This window comes from Kitasatospora sp. NPDC056651, assembly GCF_042792155.1.
Lineage (GTDB): Bacteria > Actinomycetota > Actinomycetes > Streptomycetales > Streptomycetaceae > Kitasatospora.
The window spans coordinates 53998-69857 of record NZ_JBHTWX010000003.1 but is presented as its reverse complement, the minus strand read 5'-3'; the positions used below and the strand labels follow the sequence as shown (position 1 = coordinate 69857).

Annotated in this window: 19 protein-coding genes; 13 read left to right on the top strand and 6 right to left on the bottom strand. The window is 71.4% G+C overall.

Annotation, left to right across the window (positions count from 1 at the left end; translation table 11 throughout):
• Positions 1 to 1056, top strand: coding sequence for an aldo/keto reductase (locus ACFRAR_RS02915; protein WP_380694058.1), 1056 nt, complete (start codon positions 1 to 3; stop codon positions 1054 to 1056).
• A gap of 288 nt (positions 1057 to 1344) precedes the next feature.
• Here the strand turns inward: ACFRAR_RS02915 and ACFRAR_RS02910 are convergent, their stop codons facing one another.
• Positions 1345 to 1914 carry a GNAT family N-acetyltransferase gene (locus tag ACFRAR_RS02910; RefSeq protein WP_380694055.1) on the bottom strand — a complete coding sequence of 190 codons (570 nt, stop codon included), beginning with the start codon at positions 1912 to 1914 and terminating at the stop codon, positions 1345 to 1347.
• A 60-nt stretch (positions 1915 to 1974) separates the two neighbouring features.
• On the bottom strand, positions 1975 to 2865 hold the full coding sequence (locus tag ACFRAR_RS02905; protein ID WP_380694053.1) for an NAD(P)-dependent oxidoreductase: 891 nt from the start codon (positions 2863 to 2865) through the stop codon (positions 1975 to 1977).
• Positions 2866 to 2970: 105 nt separating this feature from the next.
• On the opposite strand from ACFRAR_RS02905, the gene ACFRAR_RS02900 reads away from it, so the two are divergent.
• Entirely contained in the window at positions 2971 to 3318 is a 348-nt protein-coding gene (locus ACFRAR_RS02900) for a winged helix-turn-helix transcriptional regulator (RefSeq protein ID WP_380694051.1), read from the top strand.
• Between the two features lie 111 nt (positions 3319 to 3429).
• Here the strand turns inward: ACFRAR_RS02900 and ACFRAR_RS02895 are convergent, their stop codons facing one another.
• Both ACFRAR_RS02895 and ACFRAR_RS02890 read right to left on the bottom strand, forming a co-directional pair.
• Complete coding sequence (locus tag ACFRAR_RS02895) at positions 3430 to 3852, bottom strand: DUF350 domain-containing protein (RefSeq protein WP_380694049.1); 423 nt, start codon at positions 3850 to 3852, stop codon at positions 3430 to 3432.
• 135 nt (positions 3853 to 3987) lie between these two features.
• A complete protein-coding gene (locus ACFRAR_RS02890; protein WP_380694046.1) occupies positions 3988 to 4476 on the bottom strand; it encodes an LURP-one-related/scramblase family protein in 489 nt (162 codons plus the stop codon).
• Between the two features lie 121 nt (positions 4477 to 4597).
• Between ACFRAR_RS02890 and ACFRAR_RS02885 the strand changes: the two genes are divergently transcribed.
• From ACFRAR_RS02885 to ACFRAR_RS02860, 6 genes are all read left to right on the top strand, one after another.
• On the top strand, positions 4598 to 5233 hold the full coding sequence (locus ACFRAR_RS02885; protein ID WP_380694044.1) for a GNAT family N-acetyltransferase: 636 nt from the start codon (positions 4598 to 4600) through the stop codon (positions 5231 to 5233).
• Positions 5224 to 6000, top strand: coding sequence for a hypothetical protein (locus ACFRAR_RS02880; RefSeq protein ID WP_380694042.1), 777 nt, complete (start codon positions 5224 to 5226; stop codon positions 5998 to 6000). Before ACFRAR_RS02885 ends, ACFRAR_RS02880 begins: the two co-directional genes overlap by 10 nt.
• Positions 6001 to 6060: 60 nt before the next feature.
• The gene (locus ACFRAR_RS02875; RefSeq protein ID WP_224281159.1) at positions 6061 to 6201 is read left to right on the top strand and encodes a hypothetical protein; all 141 of its coding nucleotides are present in this window, start codon (positions 6061 to 6063) and stop codon (positions 6199 to 6201) included.
• 21 nt (positions 6202 to 6222) lie between these two features.
• Positions 6223 to 7758, top strand: a complete 1536-nt coding sequence (locus ACFRAR_RS02870; RefSeq protein WP_380694040.1) for a recombinase family protein — start codon at positions 6223 to 6225, stop codon at positions 7756 to 7758.
• 562 nt (positions 7759 to 8320) lie between these two features.
• Positions 8321 to 8932 (top strand): HNH endonuclease, encoded by a 612-nt coding sequence (locus tag ACFRAR_RS02865; protein ID WP_380694225.1) that lies wholly within the window; start codon positions 8321 to 8323, stop codon positions 8930 to 8932.
• A 396-nt stretch (positions 8933 to 9328) separates the two neighbouring features.
• Entirely contained in the window at positions 9329 to 9916 is a 588-nt protein-coding gene (locus ACFRAR_RS02860) for a recombinase family protein (RefSeq protein ID WP_380694037.1), read from the top strand.
• Between the two features lie 359 nt (positions 9917 to 10275).
• Here ACFRAR_RS02860 and ACFRAR_RS02855 read toward each other — a convergent pair whose 3' ends face one another.
• Positions 10276 to 11031, bottom strand: a complete 756-nt coding sequence (locus tag ACFRAR_RS02855) for a DNA-binding transcriptional regulator (RefSeq protein ID WP_224281148.1) — start codon at positions 11029 to 11031, stop codon at positions 10276 to 10278.
• Between the two features lie 163 nt (positions 11032 to 11194).
• Here ACFRAR_RS02855 and ACFRAR_RS02850 point away from each other — a divergent pair, with 163 nt between their 5' ends.
• The 5 genes from ACFRAR_RS02850 (at position 11195) to ACFRAR_RS02830 (ending at position 14469) form a co-directional block, all read left to right on the top strand.
• Positions 11195 to 11380, top strand: a complete 186-nt coding sequence (locus ACFRAR_RS02850; RefSeq protein ID WP_224281149.1) for a hypothetical protein — start codon at positions 11195 to 11197, stop codon at positions 11378 to 11380.
• A 19-nt stretch (positions 11381 to 11399) separates the two neighbouring features.
• Positions 11400 to 11543 carry a hypothetical protein gene (locus tag ACFRAR_RS02845; protein WP_224281150.1) on the top strand — a complete coding sequence of 48 codons (144 nt, stop codon included), beginning with the start codon at positions 11400 to 11402 and terminating at the stop codon, positions 11541 to 11543.
• Complete coding sequence (locus tag ACFRAR_RS02840; protein ID WP_380694033.1) at positions 11530 to 11895, top strand: hypothetical protein; 366 nt, start codon at positions 11530 to 11532, stop codon at positions 11893 to 11895. The genes ACFRAR_RS02845 and ACFRAR_RS02840 overlap by 14 nt, the downstream gene beginning before the upstream one ends.
• Positions 11896 to 12316: 421 nt before the next feature.
• A complete protein-coding gene (locus ACFRAR_RS02835) occupies positions 12317 to 12538 on the top strand; it encodes a hypothetical protein (RefSeq protein WP_224281152.1) in 222 nt (73 codons plus the stop codon).
• 101 nt (positions 12539 to 12639) lie between these two features.
• Positions 12640 to 14469 carry an NHL domain-containing thioredoxin family protein gene (locus tag ACFRAR_RS02830; protein ID WP_380694030.1) on the top strand — a complete coding sequence of 610 codons (1830 nt, stop codon included), beginning with the start codon at positions 12640 to 12642 and terminating at the stop codon, positions 14467 to 14469.
• A 59-nt stretch (positions 14470 to 14528) separates the two neighbouring features.
• Here the strand turns inward: ACFRAR_RS02830 and ACFRAR_RS02825 are convergent, their stop codons facing one another.
• A complete protein-coding gene (locus ACFRAR_RS02825) occupies positions 14529 to 15836 on the bottom strand; it encodes a M18 family aminopeptidase (protein ID WP_380694028.1) in 1308 nt (435 codons plus the stop codon).
• Positions 15837 to 15860: the final 24 nt, after the last annotated feature.

Genomic DNA, 15860 nt, shown 5'->3' with positions numbered 1-15860 from the left:
ATGCGCTACCGCGTCCTCGGCGGCACCGGCATCGAGGTGAGCGCCTACTGCCTCGGCACGATGATGTTCGGCGCCATCGGCAACCCCGACCACGACGACTGCGCCCGGATCATCGGCGCCGCGATCGACCGGGGCGTCAACTTCATCGACACCGCCGACATCTACTCGGCCGGCGAGTCCGAGGAGATCGTCGGCAGGACGCTGGCCTCCCGCGGCGACCGCGACGACATCGTGCTCGCCACCAAGGCGCACTTCCCGATGGGCGAGGGCCGCAACCGGGGCGGCAACGGGCGGCGCTGGATCGTCCGCGAGGTCGAGGAGAGCCTGCGCCGGCTGCGCACCGACCGGATCGACCTCTACCAGATCCACCGGCCGGACCACACCACGGACATCGAGGAGACCCTCGCCGTCCTCGGCGACCTCGTCCGGGCCGGCAAGATCCTCGCCTTCGGCTGCTCCACCTTCCCCGCCGAGCAGATCGTGGACGCCCACCACCTCGCCGAACGCCGCGCACTGCCGCGCTTCCGCACCGAGCAGCCGCCGTACTCGCTGCTCGCCCGGGGCGTGGAGCGCGACGTGCTGCCGGTCGTCCAGCGGCTCGGCATGGGCGCGCTGACCTGGGGCCCGCTGGCCGGCGGCTTCCTGACCGGCCGCTACCGCAAGGGCGCCCCGGTCGACCTCGGCCGGGGCCGAGCCGCCCTCAACCCGAGCCGCTTCGACCCGGCACTGCCCGGCACCGCCGCCAAGCTGGAGGCCGTCGAGGCCCTCACCGCCCTCGCCGAGGAGCTCGGCCGCACCCTCCCCGAGCTGGCCACCGCCTTCCCGCAGGCCCACCCGGCCGTCACCTCGGTGATCATCGGCCCGCGCACCATGGAACAGCTCGAATCCGCGCTCAAGGCCGCCGACCTGGTCCTGGACGACGCCACCCTCGACCGCGTCGACGAGATCGTCCCGCCCGGCACCGACCTCTACCGGGCCGACGGCGCCTGGCAGCCCCCGGCCCTCACCACCCCCGCCCTCCGCCGCCGGCCCGAAGCGGACCGCTCCGCCGCCTGAGCCACCGCGACCGGACGCCGAGGCGCGACACGGTGTACCGCGGCGCGACACACCGGCTCCATGAAGACCGCCACGCAGCGCGAACTCGCGGCGCGGTCGGAGGCCGTGCTCGACGACGTCGAAGACCGTGCTCGACGACGTCGAAGGTGGGCGGCGACGACCCGTGGGAGCACGAGTGAGCGAACGACGCCGGTGCGGCCTGCTCGACTTCATCGGCCCGGAGCGGGGGGTCGACGTCATCGCGGTGCAGTCCGCCCGCCCGGCCGACGCGGCCGGGCGGGCCCGGGCTCACCCCCGGGGGGCCACGAAGCAGTGGACGGTGACGGTGCGCCCGGAGGCCCACCGCCGGTCGTCGCTGCCGAGGTGGGTCCAGCCGAGCCGGCGGTAGAGGGCCAGGGCGGCGGTGTCGGTGGCGAGGACGTCCAGCACGGGATGCAGGCCGAGCGCCCGCGCGTGCGCCACGGCGCAGGACAGCAGCCGGGCGCCGACGAGGTGGCCGCGCGCCGTCGGGGCGACGTAGAAGCGGGTGATCACGGCGGTGAGTTCCGGGGGGCCGCCGCTGTGGTGGCTCCACAGGGCGGGGGCGAGGTCGCCCGGGGCGCTGCGGGCGAGGCCGATGTGTCCGGCGAGCCGGCCGTCCCGCTCGGTGACCCAGGCGGCGAGCAGGCCGTCCGGGGTGAGCCAGGCGGTGGGGCGGTCGGGCCACTCTGCGGGGTAGCCGTCGGCGGCGTGGACGTCGCCCAACACCCGGACGCAGTCGGCGAGGTCGTCGGCGCGACGCGGTCGGGCCACCACCCCCGCCCCGGCCTGCCGTGAGTCGGACGCGACGACGGTGGCGCGTTCTTCGAGGTCTGCCATGCCGGTACGTTACCGGCCCGCCCCCGCCGTCGCAGCAGGTCGACGGCTACCCGCCCGCCCTCACCGCCGCAGCAGGTCGACGACCCCGGTCAGGTCCTCCGCGCCGCTGCCGACCTCCAGCCGACGCGCCATCAGCCGGAAGTAAGGATCCAGCAGTTCGGCGCTCACCCGCTGCTCCTCGGCGGTGCGCCGCAGCGTCTCCTGCCCGGCCACCTGCATCGCCAGGTTGGACACCACGCCCCTGGTGTAGTCGCCGTCCTCCAGCTGCGCCGCCGTACCGGCCACCGAACCGGACATCGCGGTCAGCCAGCTCCCCAGCAGCGGGGCCAGCTCGCTCGGCGCCACGGACTCGCCGCGGAACAGCGCGAAGGCGTGGGCGACCCCGGCGAACATCCCGTACATCGCGCTGAGCAGCGCCACGTCGTGCAGCGCCGCGTGCCCGGCGTCCGCGCCCACGTACCGGGTGCCGGCCGGGGCCGCGAGGGCGCCCTCGTGCTCCTCGAACAGTCCGGCCGAGCCGCTGTAGAACACGTACGCCCCGGCCTCCGGGACGCCGATCATCGGCGGGACGGCCATGATCCCGCCGTCCAGGTAGCGGGCGCCGCGCTCCTCGGCCCAGGCGGCGCGGACCCGGGCCTGCCCGGGGGTGCTGGTGACCAGGTTGACCAGGTCCTTGCCGGCCAGGTCGAGGCCCTCCAGCGCCTCCTCCACGGAGGCGTCGTCGAGCAGGCAGACGACGACCAGCCGGTTCGCCGCGACGGCGTCCGAGGCGGTGGCGGCGACGGCGGCGCCACGCGCGGCGAGGTCGTCGGCGCGGGCGGCGGTGCGGTTCCAGACGGTCAGCGGGTGCCCGGCGGCGAGCCAGGCGTCGGCCAGCGCGGTGCCCATCGCACCGAGGCCGAGCAGGGTGAGCGGGCTCTTGGACGTGTTCTCAACGGGGTTGGTTGCCATGGCGGTCAGCCTCCGCCGCCCGCCCGGAAACGATCAAGTACGCACTTCGAAGTGGGTGGTTACCCTGGGGTGAGCATCGAGGTCGGAAAGCCGGGAGGGGTGGGCATGGCGACCGTGCCGAGGCCGGGGGCGTACGTCTGCGGGACCGACGCCGCGATGGACGTGATCGGCGGCAAGTGGAAGGTGTCGATCCTCTGGGCCCTCGGCGAGCGCCCGAGCTGTCGCTTCGGCGAGCTGCGCCGGCTGCTCCCGGGGATCACCGAGAAGGTGCTGACCACGCACCTGCGCGAGCTGGAGGCGGACGGCATCGTGCACCGGGAGGCGTACGACGAGGTGCCGCCCCGGGTCGAGTACGCGCTGACCGAGGCCGGGCGGCGGCTCAACACGGCGCTGGGCCCGCTGGGCGACTGGGGGCGGGAACACGTCCTGGGCCGGGCCCCGTACCCGGTGTAGCGGCCTGCGCGGGGGTGCCGGCCGCCGGGAGGGTGCCGGCCGCCGGGAGGGCCAGGCGATCGTCCGAGAGGTCAGGCGACCGCCGGCAGGGTCAGGCGATCGCCAGGGGGCTCAGGCGATCGCCGCCGACACCACCGCCGCCACCGCGATGTTGCACGCGGCCGACACCCACACCGCCGGGTGCGGCTCCGGCTCGACCAGGATCGCGCCGAGCTTGCCCGGCGTCAGCACGTCCACCAGCCAGAACGCGACGGCCATCAGCAGCAGCCCGAGCAGGCCGTAACAGGCCGTCGAGACCAGGCCCTTGGTGAAGTCGGCGTAGGTGTACATGATCGCGGTGAAGACGATGCCGCCGATGCCGAGCAGCGCGGAGCTCAGCAGGACGGCGGCGTTGCGGTTGCGCTCGACCCAGATCTGCTCGCCGAGCTTGCCGGGCGTCAGCAGGTCCACCAGGCCGATGCCGAGGAGCAGCAGCACCACGCCGAGGGCGCCGTAGGCGGCCGCCGCGCCGAGCCCGTGCAGAATGTCGTCCATCGTGGTCCCGGCCCCCGGTCCGCCCTCGCCCTCCCCCGACCGGCCGGTCAGGGCCCCCGACCGGCAGGGTCAAGGGTTGGCAAAGATACCCCACCCCGATGAGGGGCGGACCGAAGACCGGCGAACCGGGAACGGTCAGTCCTCCTCCTGCACCAGGTGGTCGACGCAGGCCGCCACGGCCAGCAGCAGCCCGGTGTCCGCGCCGTCGGCGACCTCCACCCCGTAGGTGTCCCGGATCCGGAACCACTTGCGGCTGATCCGGGCCAGGTCGTCGCCGTGGTGGTTCTCGATCCGGTAGTCCTTGTCGATCAGGTTGCCGTGAATCTTCAGCTCGCCGCCGGAGGCCAGCTCCACCAGGTACTTGTCCCGGAACGGGGTGAACAGCTTCTCCCGGACGGTCGCGACCACCTCGCCGTCGGCGTCCTCGATCTTCATCGCGTCGCGGACGGTGAGCATCTTCTCCTTGACCACCGCGACCACCCGCCCGTGCGCGTCCTTCAGCTCGAAGGTGTGCCGCAGCCGCAGGACCTTGCCGTCCACCAGGTACGCCTTGTGGCCGCGGTCGTCCTCGATCCAGTAGTCGTCGCCGACCGCGAACAGCTTCTCCCTGACCAGGTACCTCACCGTGGAACCTCCTCCGTGTCGACATCGGTGACGCCTCCCATTCGACCCCGGGTTCCCGGCCGCGGGAAGCACCGGCGGGAAACCCGTCGCGTGGCGGCCCCCGATCGCCTTCAATACCGCCATGCGCCCCGACCTCACCACCGCCGAACTGCGCGGCGAACGCCTCGACCTGCTGCCGATCGCCCCCGGGCACGCCGACGAGCTGGCCGCCGCCCTGGCCGACCCCGCCCTGCACGCCTTCACCGGCGGCCGCCCGGCCACCGCCGAGGAAACGCGCGCCCGCTGCGCCCGCCTCGCCGCCGGCTCCCCCGACCCGGCCGAGGCCTGGGGCAACTGGGTGCTGCGACTGCGCGCCGACGGCGCCCTCGTCGGCTACGTGCAGACCACCGTCCGCCCCGACGAGGCCGAACTCGCCTGGGTGGTCGGCACCCCCTGGCAGCACCGCGGCCTGGCCACCGAGGCCGCCCGCACCCTGCTCGCCCACCTCACCGCCGCCGGCGTCCCCACCGCCGTCGCCCACATCCACCCCGACCACCACGCCTCCGCCCACGTCGCCCGCGCCCTCGGCCTGCGCCCGACCGCCCGCACCCAGGACGGCGAGACCCGCTGGCAGGCCGACCTCACCCGGCCCGACCCCCGCCCGGACCTCCACGGCCTCACGACCGAGCGGGCCGCCCGGCCGACCACCCGCGAGACCGTCGAACCGAGCGCCGCCCGACGCCGCCCCGAACCCCCGAGGAGCACCTCGTGTCCGTAGACGCCGGCCTGTACCTGCGCTGGCCCGAAGGCCGGGCACCGTCCGCCGAGGAGCTGGCCGCCCTGCTCGGCATCACGTACCGGGACGGGTCCGGCCCCTGGGGGACGACCGTCTCGGCCGATGGCCGCAGCCGGATGTGGATCCGCGTCGCCACCGCCCCGCGCGACCGCGTCGCCCCCTCCCGCACCCCGGGACACGCCTACGACCACTGGCTCCACCTCTCCCCCGCCAAGTCCCCGCCCCACCCCGAGGACACCTTCGCCGTGCTCCGCGCCCAGTGCCGGGAGATCATCGCCCGGCTGCGCCGCACCGGGCTGGTGGAGAGTGCCTTCGACATCGACGGCCCGACCAGCTACTGGACCGACATCCGGTCGGCCCTCGGCCCCGTGGCGCCCCCGGCCGTCGAGCTGGACGTCTGGTGGGCCGCCGAAGCCCCCACCGCCGCCGAGCTCCCGGCCGCCCCCACCCCGAACCTGCGCCGGGCCCCCGCCGACCCGGCCCGGACCACCGGGCTCATCCCCCCGCTCGCCGAGGCCACCGGCGTCCTGTGGGAGCTCGCCTACCGCTCCGAGGAACTGCCCGTCCGGCACACGGCCCGATTCAGCGGCCGACCGGGCGACCCCGGGGAGCTCGACGCCTTCTCCGACCGCCTCGTCGCCGCACTGACCAGGCCCGACGAGCGGATCGACGTGGCCCTGTGGGTCGACGGCCGGCTGTGCCGCTACGAGGTCGCCGTCCAGCCCGTGACCGACCTCCGGGTCTGCTGACCTCGGTCACGCCGCGTCCGCCCGGAATTCCTCCCGCCGGCCATGCGGTTGGATACAGGCATGGCATCTCGTGCACGTGTACGCGCCCCCGAGCTGGTCGGGGCAGGCGGTTGGCTGAACACCGGCGGCAAGGAGCTCACGCTCGCCGACTTCCGGGGCAAGATCACCATTCTGGACTTCTGGAAGTCCTACACAATGTAGGGATCTCCAGAGGGGGCGTACGTGCACCACCACACCCTGTGTGACCTGTACCTTCGGCTGTCCTTGGACCGGGACGGCAAGACGGCGATCGAACGGCAGGAAGCCGACTGCCGGGCCTGGGCCGAGCGCAACGGGCTGACGGTTCGCAAGGTCCACATCGACCGGGGCCGCTCCGGCTTCAAGGACGTCGAGCGCAAGGGCTTCGACTCTGCCCTTGCCGCTGTCTCGGCGGGCGTCGTCGGCACCCTGATCGTGTGGAAGCTCGACCGGCTGTCCCGCAAGGGCATCGGCCAGGTCGGCAAGGTCCTGGACGACATCGAGAAGGCGGGCGGCCGTCTGGTCTCCGTGGTCGACGGCCTCGACACCTCGAACGACTCGGCCCGCATGGTCGTCGCCATGCTCGCCGAACTCGCCCGGTCCGAGTCGAAGAACCTCGGCACCCGCGTGGCCCACGCGAAGCGGCACCTGCGCCGACAGGGCCAGTGGATCGGCGGAGGGCCTCCGTACGGGCTTCTGGTCGACCCCGCCACGAAGAAGCTGACGCACGATCCCGAGACGGCCGTCTACGCCCGCCTGATCGCGGATGACGCACTGGCCGGCAAGTCCCTCGTCCAGATCGCCCGGCTGCTCAACGAGTACGACATCCCCTCGGCTCGCGGTGGTCAGTGGAACGCCGCGAGCATCATGAACCTGGTCAAGTCGCCTGCCTTCGCCGGTCTCATGCCCGAGACCGAAACCGTCGAAGCCGAGGACGGCAGCCGCAAGTTCACGAGCCGCGTGTTCCCCTACCGGGACCCCGAGACGCTGGACACGGTCAGCATCGGCGAGGGGATCATCACCGTCGGCGAGCGCGAGCGAATCATCCGGCAGCTCGAATCCAGGACCCGCGCCCACGCTGGCAAGCGGATGCCGAAGCCAAGCGGCACTGCGCTGCTCACCAGCCTGGTGTTCTGCGACGTGCCAGGGTGCGGCCGCCGGATGCACAAGGTCGGCAACAGCTATCAGTGCATGGCCCGCCGAGCGGGCAACCAGTGCCCCGGAGCGAGCGCCATGGCCGACCGGGTGGACGAGTACGTGTCCGAGCGCTTCCTCTCGCTGCTCCCCGCCCTGGAGCCGGACGACCCCATGCTGGTGGCTATCGCCGACCGCTGGGTGAAGCGGACAGACCCCGAAACCTTTGCCAAGCGGGACGCCATAGCCGACGAAATAGCCGACCAGGAAGCCCGGTTGGCCGATCTGGAAGACGCACGCTACGTCCGTGGCGAGTTCGACCGCCCTGGTGCCCTCGACCGCTACGAACGCCTCGCCGCCCGACTCCAGAGCCGCATCGACGGCCTGCGCGCCGACCTCACGGCCCTCCCGTTCCCGGCCGTCGACATCTCCCCACTGCTGGACAGCGAGTTGCTACTCCCCGCTTGGAAGGCTTCGACGCAGGATCAGAAGCGGGACCGCCTGTCCCTGGCCATAGACGGCGTGTTCATCAGCAAGGGCGAGCGGGGGAAGCGCTTCGTCCCGGAGCAGCGGGTCCGCATCAAGTGGGCCGAGATCAAGGAGTAGCCACAAGCCCCTGAGCGCCCCTCTGGCGCCCCTGTAGCCCCGTCTGACCCCCGTGGTCCGGCGGGGCTTCTTCGTGCCCGTAGACGGCCGCGCAGCCGTTCGGCTTGCACCGGCCTGGCTGCGCCGCTCGCCGGCCTGCGCCCCGGAAATCCGGTGGTGGGCTGTCCAGCGCTCCTGGCAGCGTGTGTGACCTGCGGGATTGCTGTCAGGGGCGCCGGTTAGGGTCACGTGCGACGCCTGCACTTCGGTCACGGTTTCGTCGGGGGTATGACGAAGCGATGTTCGGGGGGTGGGGTCTGCTATGCGCTGCTTTGCTTCTTTGCCCCCGATCCGCTGTGTGGCCCTGACCCTTGTGGTTGCTGGCCCGCAACGCCCTCGCCGAGTCGCTTCATGATCAACAAAAACGGAAAGGCGGGTTCGCTTGTCGGCCCTTGATGAGTCACGCGCGACATGCTCCGAGTGTGGTGCTCCGCGTCCCCGTCCCGACCGTGCGACGTGCGGTGAGGCGTTGTGTGTCGAGTCGGCCCGGTTGCAGGTTGCGGCCCGTCGCGCGCGTGAGGCGGTGCGTGCTGCTGCTGGTGCTCCCCGCTGCCACCGCTGCGACCAGCGGCACGGGCGAGAGGCGTGGGCGTTGTACTGCGCTCGATGTGCCGAGGAGGTGGACGAGTCGCGTCGGGCGGAGCGCCGGAAGCTGGGGGAGAGCAGGCGCCAGAAGGCTGCCGAGAAGCCCTGTCAGGGGCCGAAGTGCTCGAATCCCGTGGGGCTGTCGGCGAACAATGACCGGTCCTACTGCTCGGAGCAGTGCCGCCGTGCCGCTGAGCACGTACGCAAGCGCGCCCGAACCAAGCCTCAGCCGGTGCCGTGCCGTCGTTGTGGGAAGCCAGTGATCCTCAAGTTCCGTGATGGGGTTTGTAGTTCGTGCCAGAGGGTGCAGCGCACGGTAGCTCGCCGGGTCACCCTGCAACGGAAGGTGCGTGCCGCGCATGGGGATGCCGGGTGCTTCCACTGCTCCGCCCCGCTGCTCGACGGGGGCGTGATTGATCACCTGGAGCCCATATCGCGGGGCGGGCTGTCGACGGTGGCGAACATGCGCGTGGTTTGCGTGCTGTGCAACGCGTCGAAGAAAGATCAGCTGTTGGACGAGTGGACTCCGCCACTGCTGGCCGAGCACTGACTACCCCAGGCGGGTGCCCCCTGCCTTCCCTGACCTCGACCGGCAGGGAGGGAAAACTCTCGCGTGGCTGTTCAGGGTGTTTGCGCGGGACATGATTCGTAGCGCCTTGCACGCATCCTCGGCCTGAGGGGGTGCCGGGGGTGGGTCAATCTCTGGGCGTGCGGCACCGAGGGACCCGCCCCTATGCCCACGCACGCCGCCGCGAATTAGAGACCGGGGGGTCTTCCCTCCGCTGCGTCGTAACGGTGGGTCACCCTTGCCTGGCGTCTCAGAAACGATGGTTTGTGAGACGGTCCGCCGACAGGGCGCAGCACCCCCGATTCGGTGTTCAAAACACGTCTCAAAACCTTCGCGCTACTCATGGTGTTATGAGACGAGTTCTGAGACTATTGAGACATGACGACGACCGAGATCACCGGCCACCTGATCGGCTACGCCCGAGTCTCCACCGACGACCAGGACGCACAGCTCCAGCACGACGCTTTGACCGAAGCAGGCTGCGCCCGGATCTTCACCGACAAGGCCAGCGGGAAGAACACCGACCGCCCCGAGCTTTCCGCCGTCCTGGACTACCTGCGCCCCGGTGACACGCTGGTCGTCTGGAAGCTCGACCGATTCGCCCGTTCGCTCATCGATCTCGTGACCATGGTGGACGCGCTGTCGGCGCGCGGGATCGGCTTCAAGGTCCTGACGGGCGCACTGGCGAGCATCGACCCGAACACTCCGGACGGCCGTCTCATGCTCCAGGTGGTTGGCGCGATGGCCGAGTTCGAGCGCTCGTTGATCAAGGACCGGACCCGCGCCGGGCTGGACGCCGCGAAGGCCCAGGGGCGGACCGGTGGGCGGCCATCCGTGATCAGCGAGGACAAGCTGACCATTGCCCGCGCCCGCCGCGCGAAGGGGGAGAGCGTGAGCAGCATCGCTAAAGCCCTCGGGGTCAGCCGGGCGACGCTCTACCGGCACCTTGAGGACTCCGAGTCGTAGCCGCTACGCCCTGCCATGAGAGCCGTCTGCCCGTTGTGGGTGGGCGGCTCTTTGCCGTCTCGGGAGTCCGGGGCAGGGCGTTGTTGAAGTTCACGACGTGTGGCCGCTGGCGATCCCGGTCCCAGCATCGCGCACGCACTCTGGGTGTGATGCCCTTTCCAGGCCCCAAGCCGCTAACTTGACTTCGGGCTAGGCGAGTTCGTTTCAGGAACGCCAAAGAAAAGCACCTTCAAGGCGGTCCTAAGCCCTGTTAATGGGCGTTGCGACTGACCCCAGCGCTACCGACAAGAGCCCCTGCACCGTCCCCCTTCTCTGGTGAGGTCAGATGCCGAGGCTCTTCCCCGTGTGCGCTGAGGCGGCTACGCCTCCGGCGGCACGCTGTAGCGGATCAGGGCGTCGTCCGCCGTGGACTTGTCCAACAGGCGCAGTTCCCACGGCCCGGAGTTGACGTCGAAGTCCTTGCCGAAGCCGACCCACTTGCCGGCCATGCGGCGGCCGGTCGGGTCGACCAGCAACTGAATGGCACCGTGGTACCTGGCCCCCTGGTAGTAGCCGTCCTGTGCGGTCTGTTCCACCCAGGAACCCGTCACGACGTTCCGATCAACAGTGAGATCGAATGACAGCGGCGAGTCAGGGTTGGACGACGCGCCGGGCAGGGATCGCCCCGTGATCCGGTTTCCGTTCTGGGACAGCACGACGTGATGCAGGCCGGTGAAGGTGTTCTCCCGGCTGCTGCTGTAGAACTCGTAGTGGCTGACCCATACCCCCGAGTAGTCCTCACCCGTGGGCGCGGGCACAGCCTGCACGGGCACGCCCGGTTCGTCACTGGTCACGTCATGCCCTCCCGTACCGTCCACGCTGACTCTTGGCGGCAACTGTGGCGACTCGAAGCCGAGGCGGTCAACGGGAATCTTGGTGACAGCCTCAAGGGCCCGAACGTACACCGGGCGGGGATATCTCACCTCCCCTGACTCCCAGCGCTGCACCAGGCGCTTGCTGGCGTCGTTCGGCTCTCCTTGATCCTCCCCGACTGTCCGCAGCCGCTTCGCGAACTCGTCCTGGCTGAGACGGAGCCCGAGGCGTACGGCCCGAAGGGTCTCATTCGGCGTAGTCATGACTAGAAGATATGCCCAAACGTCGTCTAACGACGCCGAAATGACGTCTTGCCAGGACTCCGGAGGGACGCCTTCACGCCGTCGCAATGGTTCACCTGGTCGGGGCACGATCGGTCTGCTGGCAGTAGCAGGATTACGGGACCGGAGTCGGAGAGCGGTGACGATGACACGCGAGGAACATGAAGCCGATCGGCACAGCCGACCGCCCGGCAAGCGCGCCAGCCCGGCCTTGATCGCCGCATGCCGCGCCGACTACCGCAAAGCCAAGGCGGACGACGACCGGCGCCCCTCGGACCCCTTCAAGTACGCCCCGCTGGGGTGGGAGGACGTGACCAGTGGCGCCGCCTGATGCCCAGCCAAGGTGCGCGGTGTGCGCTGCCTTCGACAAGATCGACAGGGAGTTCGCGAAGTCGCCCGAACTCCCGGATCAGTCGGTGCTGCGCGCGATTGAGCTGCGTCGTCTGGACCACGAACTCACGTGCAAGGTGGTGGCGGCCCGTGTCTCTGCCTGAGCAACCGTCGTCGCCGACCGAGGACGAGATCCGGCAGCACCGCCGACAGTCCGAAGAGGCAGCAGACGTCCTTGAGACGGCGCTGAGGGTCGCCCGGATGCCCGTTCCTCAGGGACTCAGCCCGGCGTACGGACTCATCGGGCAGGGGTACGGCCCTCGGCTGGTCCTGGGCACCCTGGGCCTGTACCAGGCGCAGCAGTGGATTGAGGCGCTTCACCGGCACGCCCGCGCGCACGGGTACGTGATGGACGCTGAGGCGTGCGGCTTGGCCTCGCAGGTTCTCGCCGAGTTCCGTGTTCCCACGCTCTCCGGAGACGGCACGCACTCGGTGCGTGAGGAACTGGGCCAGTGAGCGGACCGGAGTTCCTGTCTGCTGGCTGGACACACTTCCTGGGCGGCCCGGTGCCGTACGACGCCCCGCAGACGGCCGACGACGACCCTACTGGGGCCGCTGGGCCTTAACTGCCCTGTGCTGCGTGTTTGGCTCACTCGAACGTGCCCTGCTACCTTGCTTGTTGAGACAGCCCAACGGCGCAAGTGGGCCACTCTCGCCGGGCCACGGCTGGAGGGTATCCAGACGACCAGGGACGCCATGCCTCTCTGAATCGTGCTGGGGGTAATACCCTTACAGCGTCCTCCAGCACCGCACGAACTTGAGCTTCTGACGCCGGCAGATCTCAACTCTGACCCCCGCATACAGGGTGGTCGGGTTGAGGCTGCCCTTCCTTCGGCTCATCCGGACCACCCTTCCAGCTAGGAAGGCCGTAGGTCCCATGAGCACTGAACCCGAGTCCCCCTCGCCGTCCCGCACACTGCGCAGCCTCTGGGTCGCTGTCGCTGCCTTGTTCTCGTTGGTCGTGGCACTCGTGGGCGGCATCCTTTCCTTCGCGCAGGGAACCGCGATCCCCGGCGTCGTCCTCTACGGAGGCGGGATCTTCGGTGGGTGTATGGCACTCGCCCTCGTCGTTCTCGGGAAGCTCGGCATCCTGGAGTGACCGGCTGGTCTGCGCACCACCATCGGTCGCTCCCCAGCGAGCTGGGCCGGTCTGCGCCCCGCTCGGAATGCTTCCACAGGCCGATGAGGTTGGATGAGGGCATGGCTTCTCGTGCACGTGTCCGCGCCCCCGAGCTGGTCGGCGCTGGTGGATGGCTCAACACAGGCGGCAAGGAACTCAAGCTTGCCGACCTGCGAGGTAAGTGTGTCGTACTAGACTTCTGGACCTTCTGCTGCATCAACTGCCTGCACGTCCTGGACGAGCTGCGGGAGCTGGAGGAGAAGCACCGCGACACCGTGGTGATCGTCGGGGTGCACTCGCCGAAGTTCGTGCACGAGGCCGACCACCAGGCCGTGGTCGACGCCGTGGCCCGCTACGAGGTGCACCACCCGGTGCTGGACGACCCGGCGCTGGCCACCTGGAAGCAGTACGCCGTACGGGCCTGGCCGACGCTGGTGGTGATCGACCCGGAGGGGTACGTGGTCGCCCAGCACGCCGGCGAGGGGCACGCCCACGCGCTGGCCCGGCTGGTCGAGGAGCTGGAGGCCGAGCACGCCGCGAAGGGCACGCTGCGCCGCGGCGACGGCCCGTACGTGGCGCCGGAGCCGAGCGCCGGGGACCTCAAGTTCCCCGGCAAGGCGGTCCGGCTGCCGAACGGCCACTTCCTGGTCGCCGACTCCGGCCACCACTCGCTGGTCGAGCTGGCCGAGGACGGCGAGACGGTGGTGCGCCGGATCGGCGACGGGCAGCGCGGCCTGGTGGACGGCGACGGCGCGGACGGTGTCGGCCCGCGGTTCAGCGAGCCGCAGGGCCTCGCGCTGCTGCCCGAGGGCCACGGGTACGACGTGGTCGTCGCCGACACCGTCAACCACGCCCTGCGCGGCGTCCGCCTCGCCGACGGCAGCGTGACCACCCTGGCCGGCACCGGCCGCCAATGGTGGCAGGGCTCGGCCACCGGGGGCCCGGCCCGTGAGGTGGACCTGTCCTCGCCGTGGGACGTCGCCTGGTTCGACGGCGAGGTGTGGATCGCGATGGCCGGCGTGCACCAGCTGTGGTCGTACGACCCGGTGGCCGGCACGGTCGCGGTCGCGGCCGGCACCACCAACGAGGGCCTGGTGGACGGGCCCGCCGCCGAGGCCTGGTTCGCCCAGCCGTCCGGCCTCGCGGTCTCGGCGGACGGCGAGCGGCTCTGGGTCGCCGACTCCGAGACCTCGGCACTGCGTTCGGTTTCACGTGAAACCAAGACGGTCGGGACCGCCGTCGGCACCGGCCTGTTCGACTTCGGCCACCGCGACGGCGCCGCCGGGCAGGCCCTGTTCCAGCACCCGCTGGGCGTCACCGTGCTGCCGGACGGCTCGGTGGCCGTCGCCGACACCTACAACCACGCGCTGCGCCGCTACGACCCGGCGAGCGGCGAGGTCAGCACGCTGGCCACCGACCTGCGCGAGCCCTCCGGGGCGGTGCTGGTGGACGGCGACATCGTGGTGGTCGAGTCGGCCCGGCACCGGCTGACCAGGCTGCGGCTGCCCGAGGAGGCGGTGCGGGTCGAGGCGGTGGCGCACCGCACCCGGCGCGCGGCCACCGAGGTCGCCCCGGGCGCCTTCCGGCTGGACGTGGTCTTCGAGGCGCCGAACGGCCAGAAGCTGGACGAGCGCTACGGCCCGTCCACCCGGCTGCTGGTCAGCGCGACCCCGCCCGAGCTGCTGGTCTCCGGCGCCGGCGCGGACACCGACCTCTCCCGCGAACTGGTGCTCTCCGACGAGGTCGCCGAGGGCGTGCTGCACGTCTCGGCGATGGCCGCGTCCTGCGACGACGACCCGGAGATCGAGTACCCGGCCTGCCACGTGCACCAGCAGGACTGGGGCGTGCCGGTGAAGCTGGTCGCCGACGGCGCCCGCCGCCTCCCGCTGGTCCTCGCCGGGATGGAGTAGGACGGGCCGAACGCGACGGGGCCCGGCGAACCGTTCGCCGGGCCCCGTCCGCTACCGCCTCAGCCCTCCAGGAAGGCCTTGATCGCGCTCGCCAGCAGGTACGGGTCCTCCGCGCCGCACAGCTCGCGCGCCGAGTGCATGGACAGCGCCGCGATGCCGCAGTCCACCGTCTTGATGCCCAGCCGCGCCGCCGTGATCGGGCCGATCGTCGTACCGCAGGGCATGGCGTTGTTGGACACGAAGGTCTGCCACGGCACGCCCGCCTTCTCGCAGGCGGCCGCGAACACCGCCCGGCCGACGCCGTCGGTCGCGTAGCGGTTGTTGACGTTGACCTTGAGGATCGGCCCGCCGTTCGGCATCGGGTGGTGGCCCGGCTCGTGGCGCTCGCTGTAGTTCGGGTGGACGGCGTGGCCCATGTCCGAGGAGAGGCAGACGGTGCCGGCGAGCGCCCGGGCCCGGTCCTCGGTGTGGCCGCCGCGCGCGTGGACCGTCCGGTCCAGCACGTTGCCGAGCAGCGGGCTCTGCGCGCCGGTGTCGGACTCGCTGCCGGTCTCCTCGTGGTCGAAGGCGGCCAGCACCGGGATGTACGGCAGGTCGGCGGCGCCCTCGCCGGTGGCGACGGCGGCGAGCGCGGCGGTGGCCGCGTGCACCGAGAGCAGGTTGTCCAGGCGCGGGGCGGCCAGCAGCTCGCGGTCGCGGCCCAGGTAGGAGGCGGGCTGGACGTCGTGGGTCATGAGGTCCCAGCCGGCCACGTCGGCGGCGTCCAGGCCGGCCCGCCGGGCGACGTAGGAGATCAGCGAGCCCTCGTCGACCGGGCCGAGGCCCCAGATCGGGGTGAGGTGGCGCTGCTTGTCGAGCTTCATGCCCTCGTTGACCTGGCGGTCCAGGTGGATGGCCAGCTGCGGCACGCGCAGCAGCGGCTCGTCCAGCTGGACCAGCCGGGAGGTGCCGTCCTTGAGCACGAGCCGGCCGGAGAGGCCGAGGTCGCGGTCCAGCCAGGTGTTCAGCGGGACGCCGCCGTAGATCTCCACCGCGACCTGCCGCCAGCCCTCCGAGCCGGTGTCCGGCACCGGCTTGACCCGCAGGTTGGGCGAGTCGGTGTGGGTGCCGACGATCCGGAACGGGGTCTCGGGGGCGGCCCCCTCCGGCACGTACCAGGCGATCAGCGCGCCGCCGCGGATCAGGTAGCGGCCGCCGGCCGCGCCGTCCCACGCGTCCGTCTCGGCGACCTGCCGGAAGCCGGCCTTCTCCAGCCGCTCGGCGGCGCTCGCCACCGCGTGGTACGGGGACGGCGAGGTGCCGAGGAACGCGATCAGATCGTCGCTGTGCGTCCGGTCGAAGAATGCCTGGCGGGCGGCGGTCGACATGCTGCTCCTGGGTCGAGTGAGGGC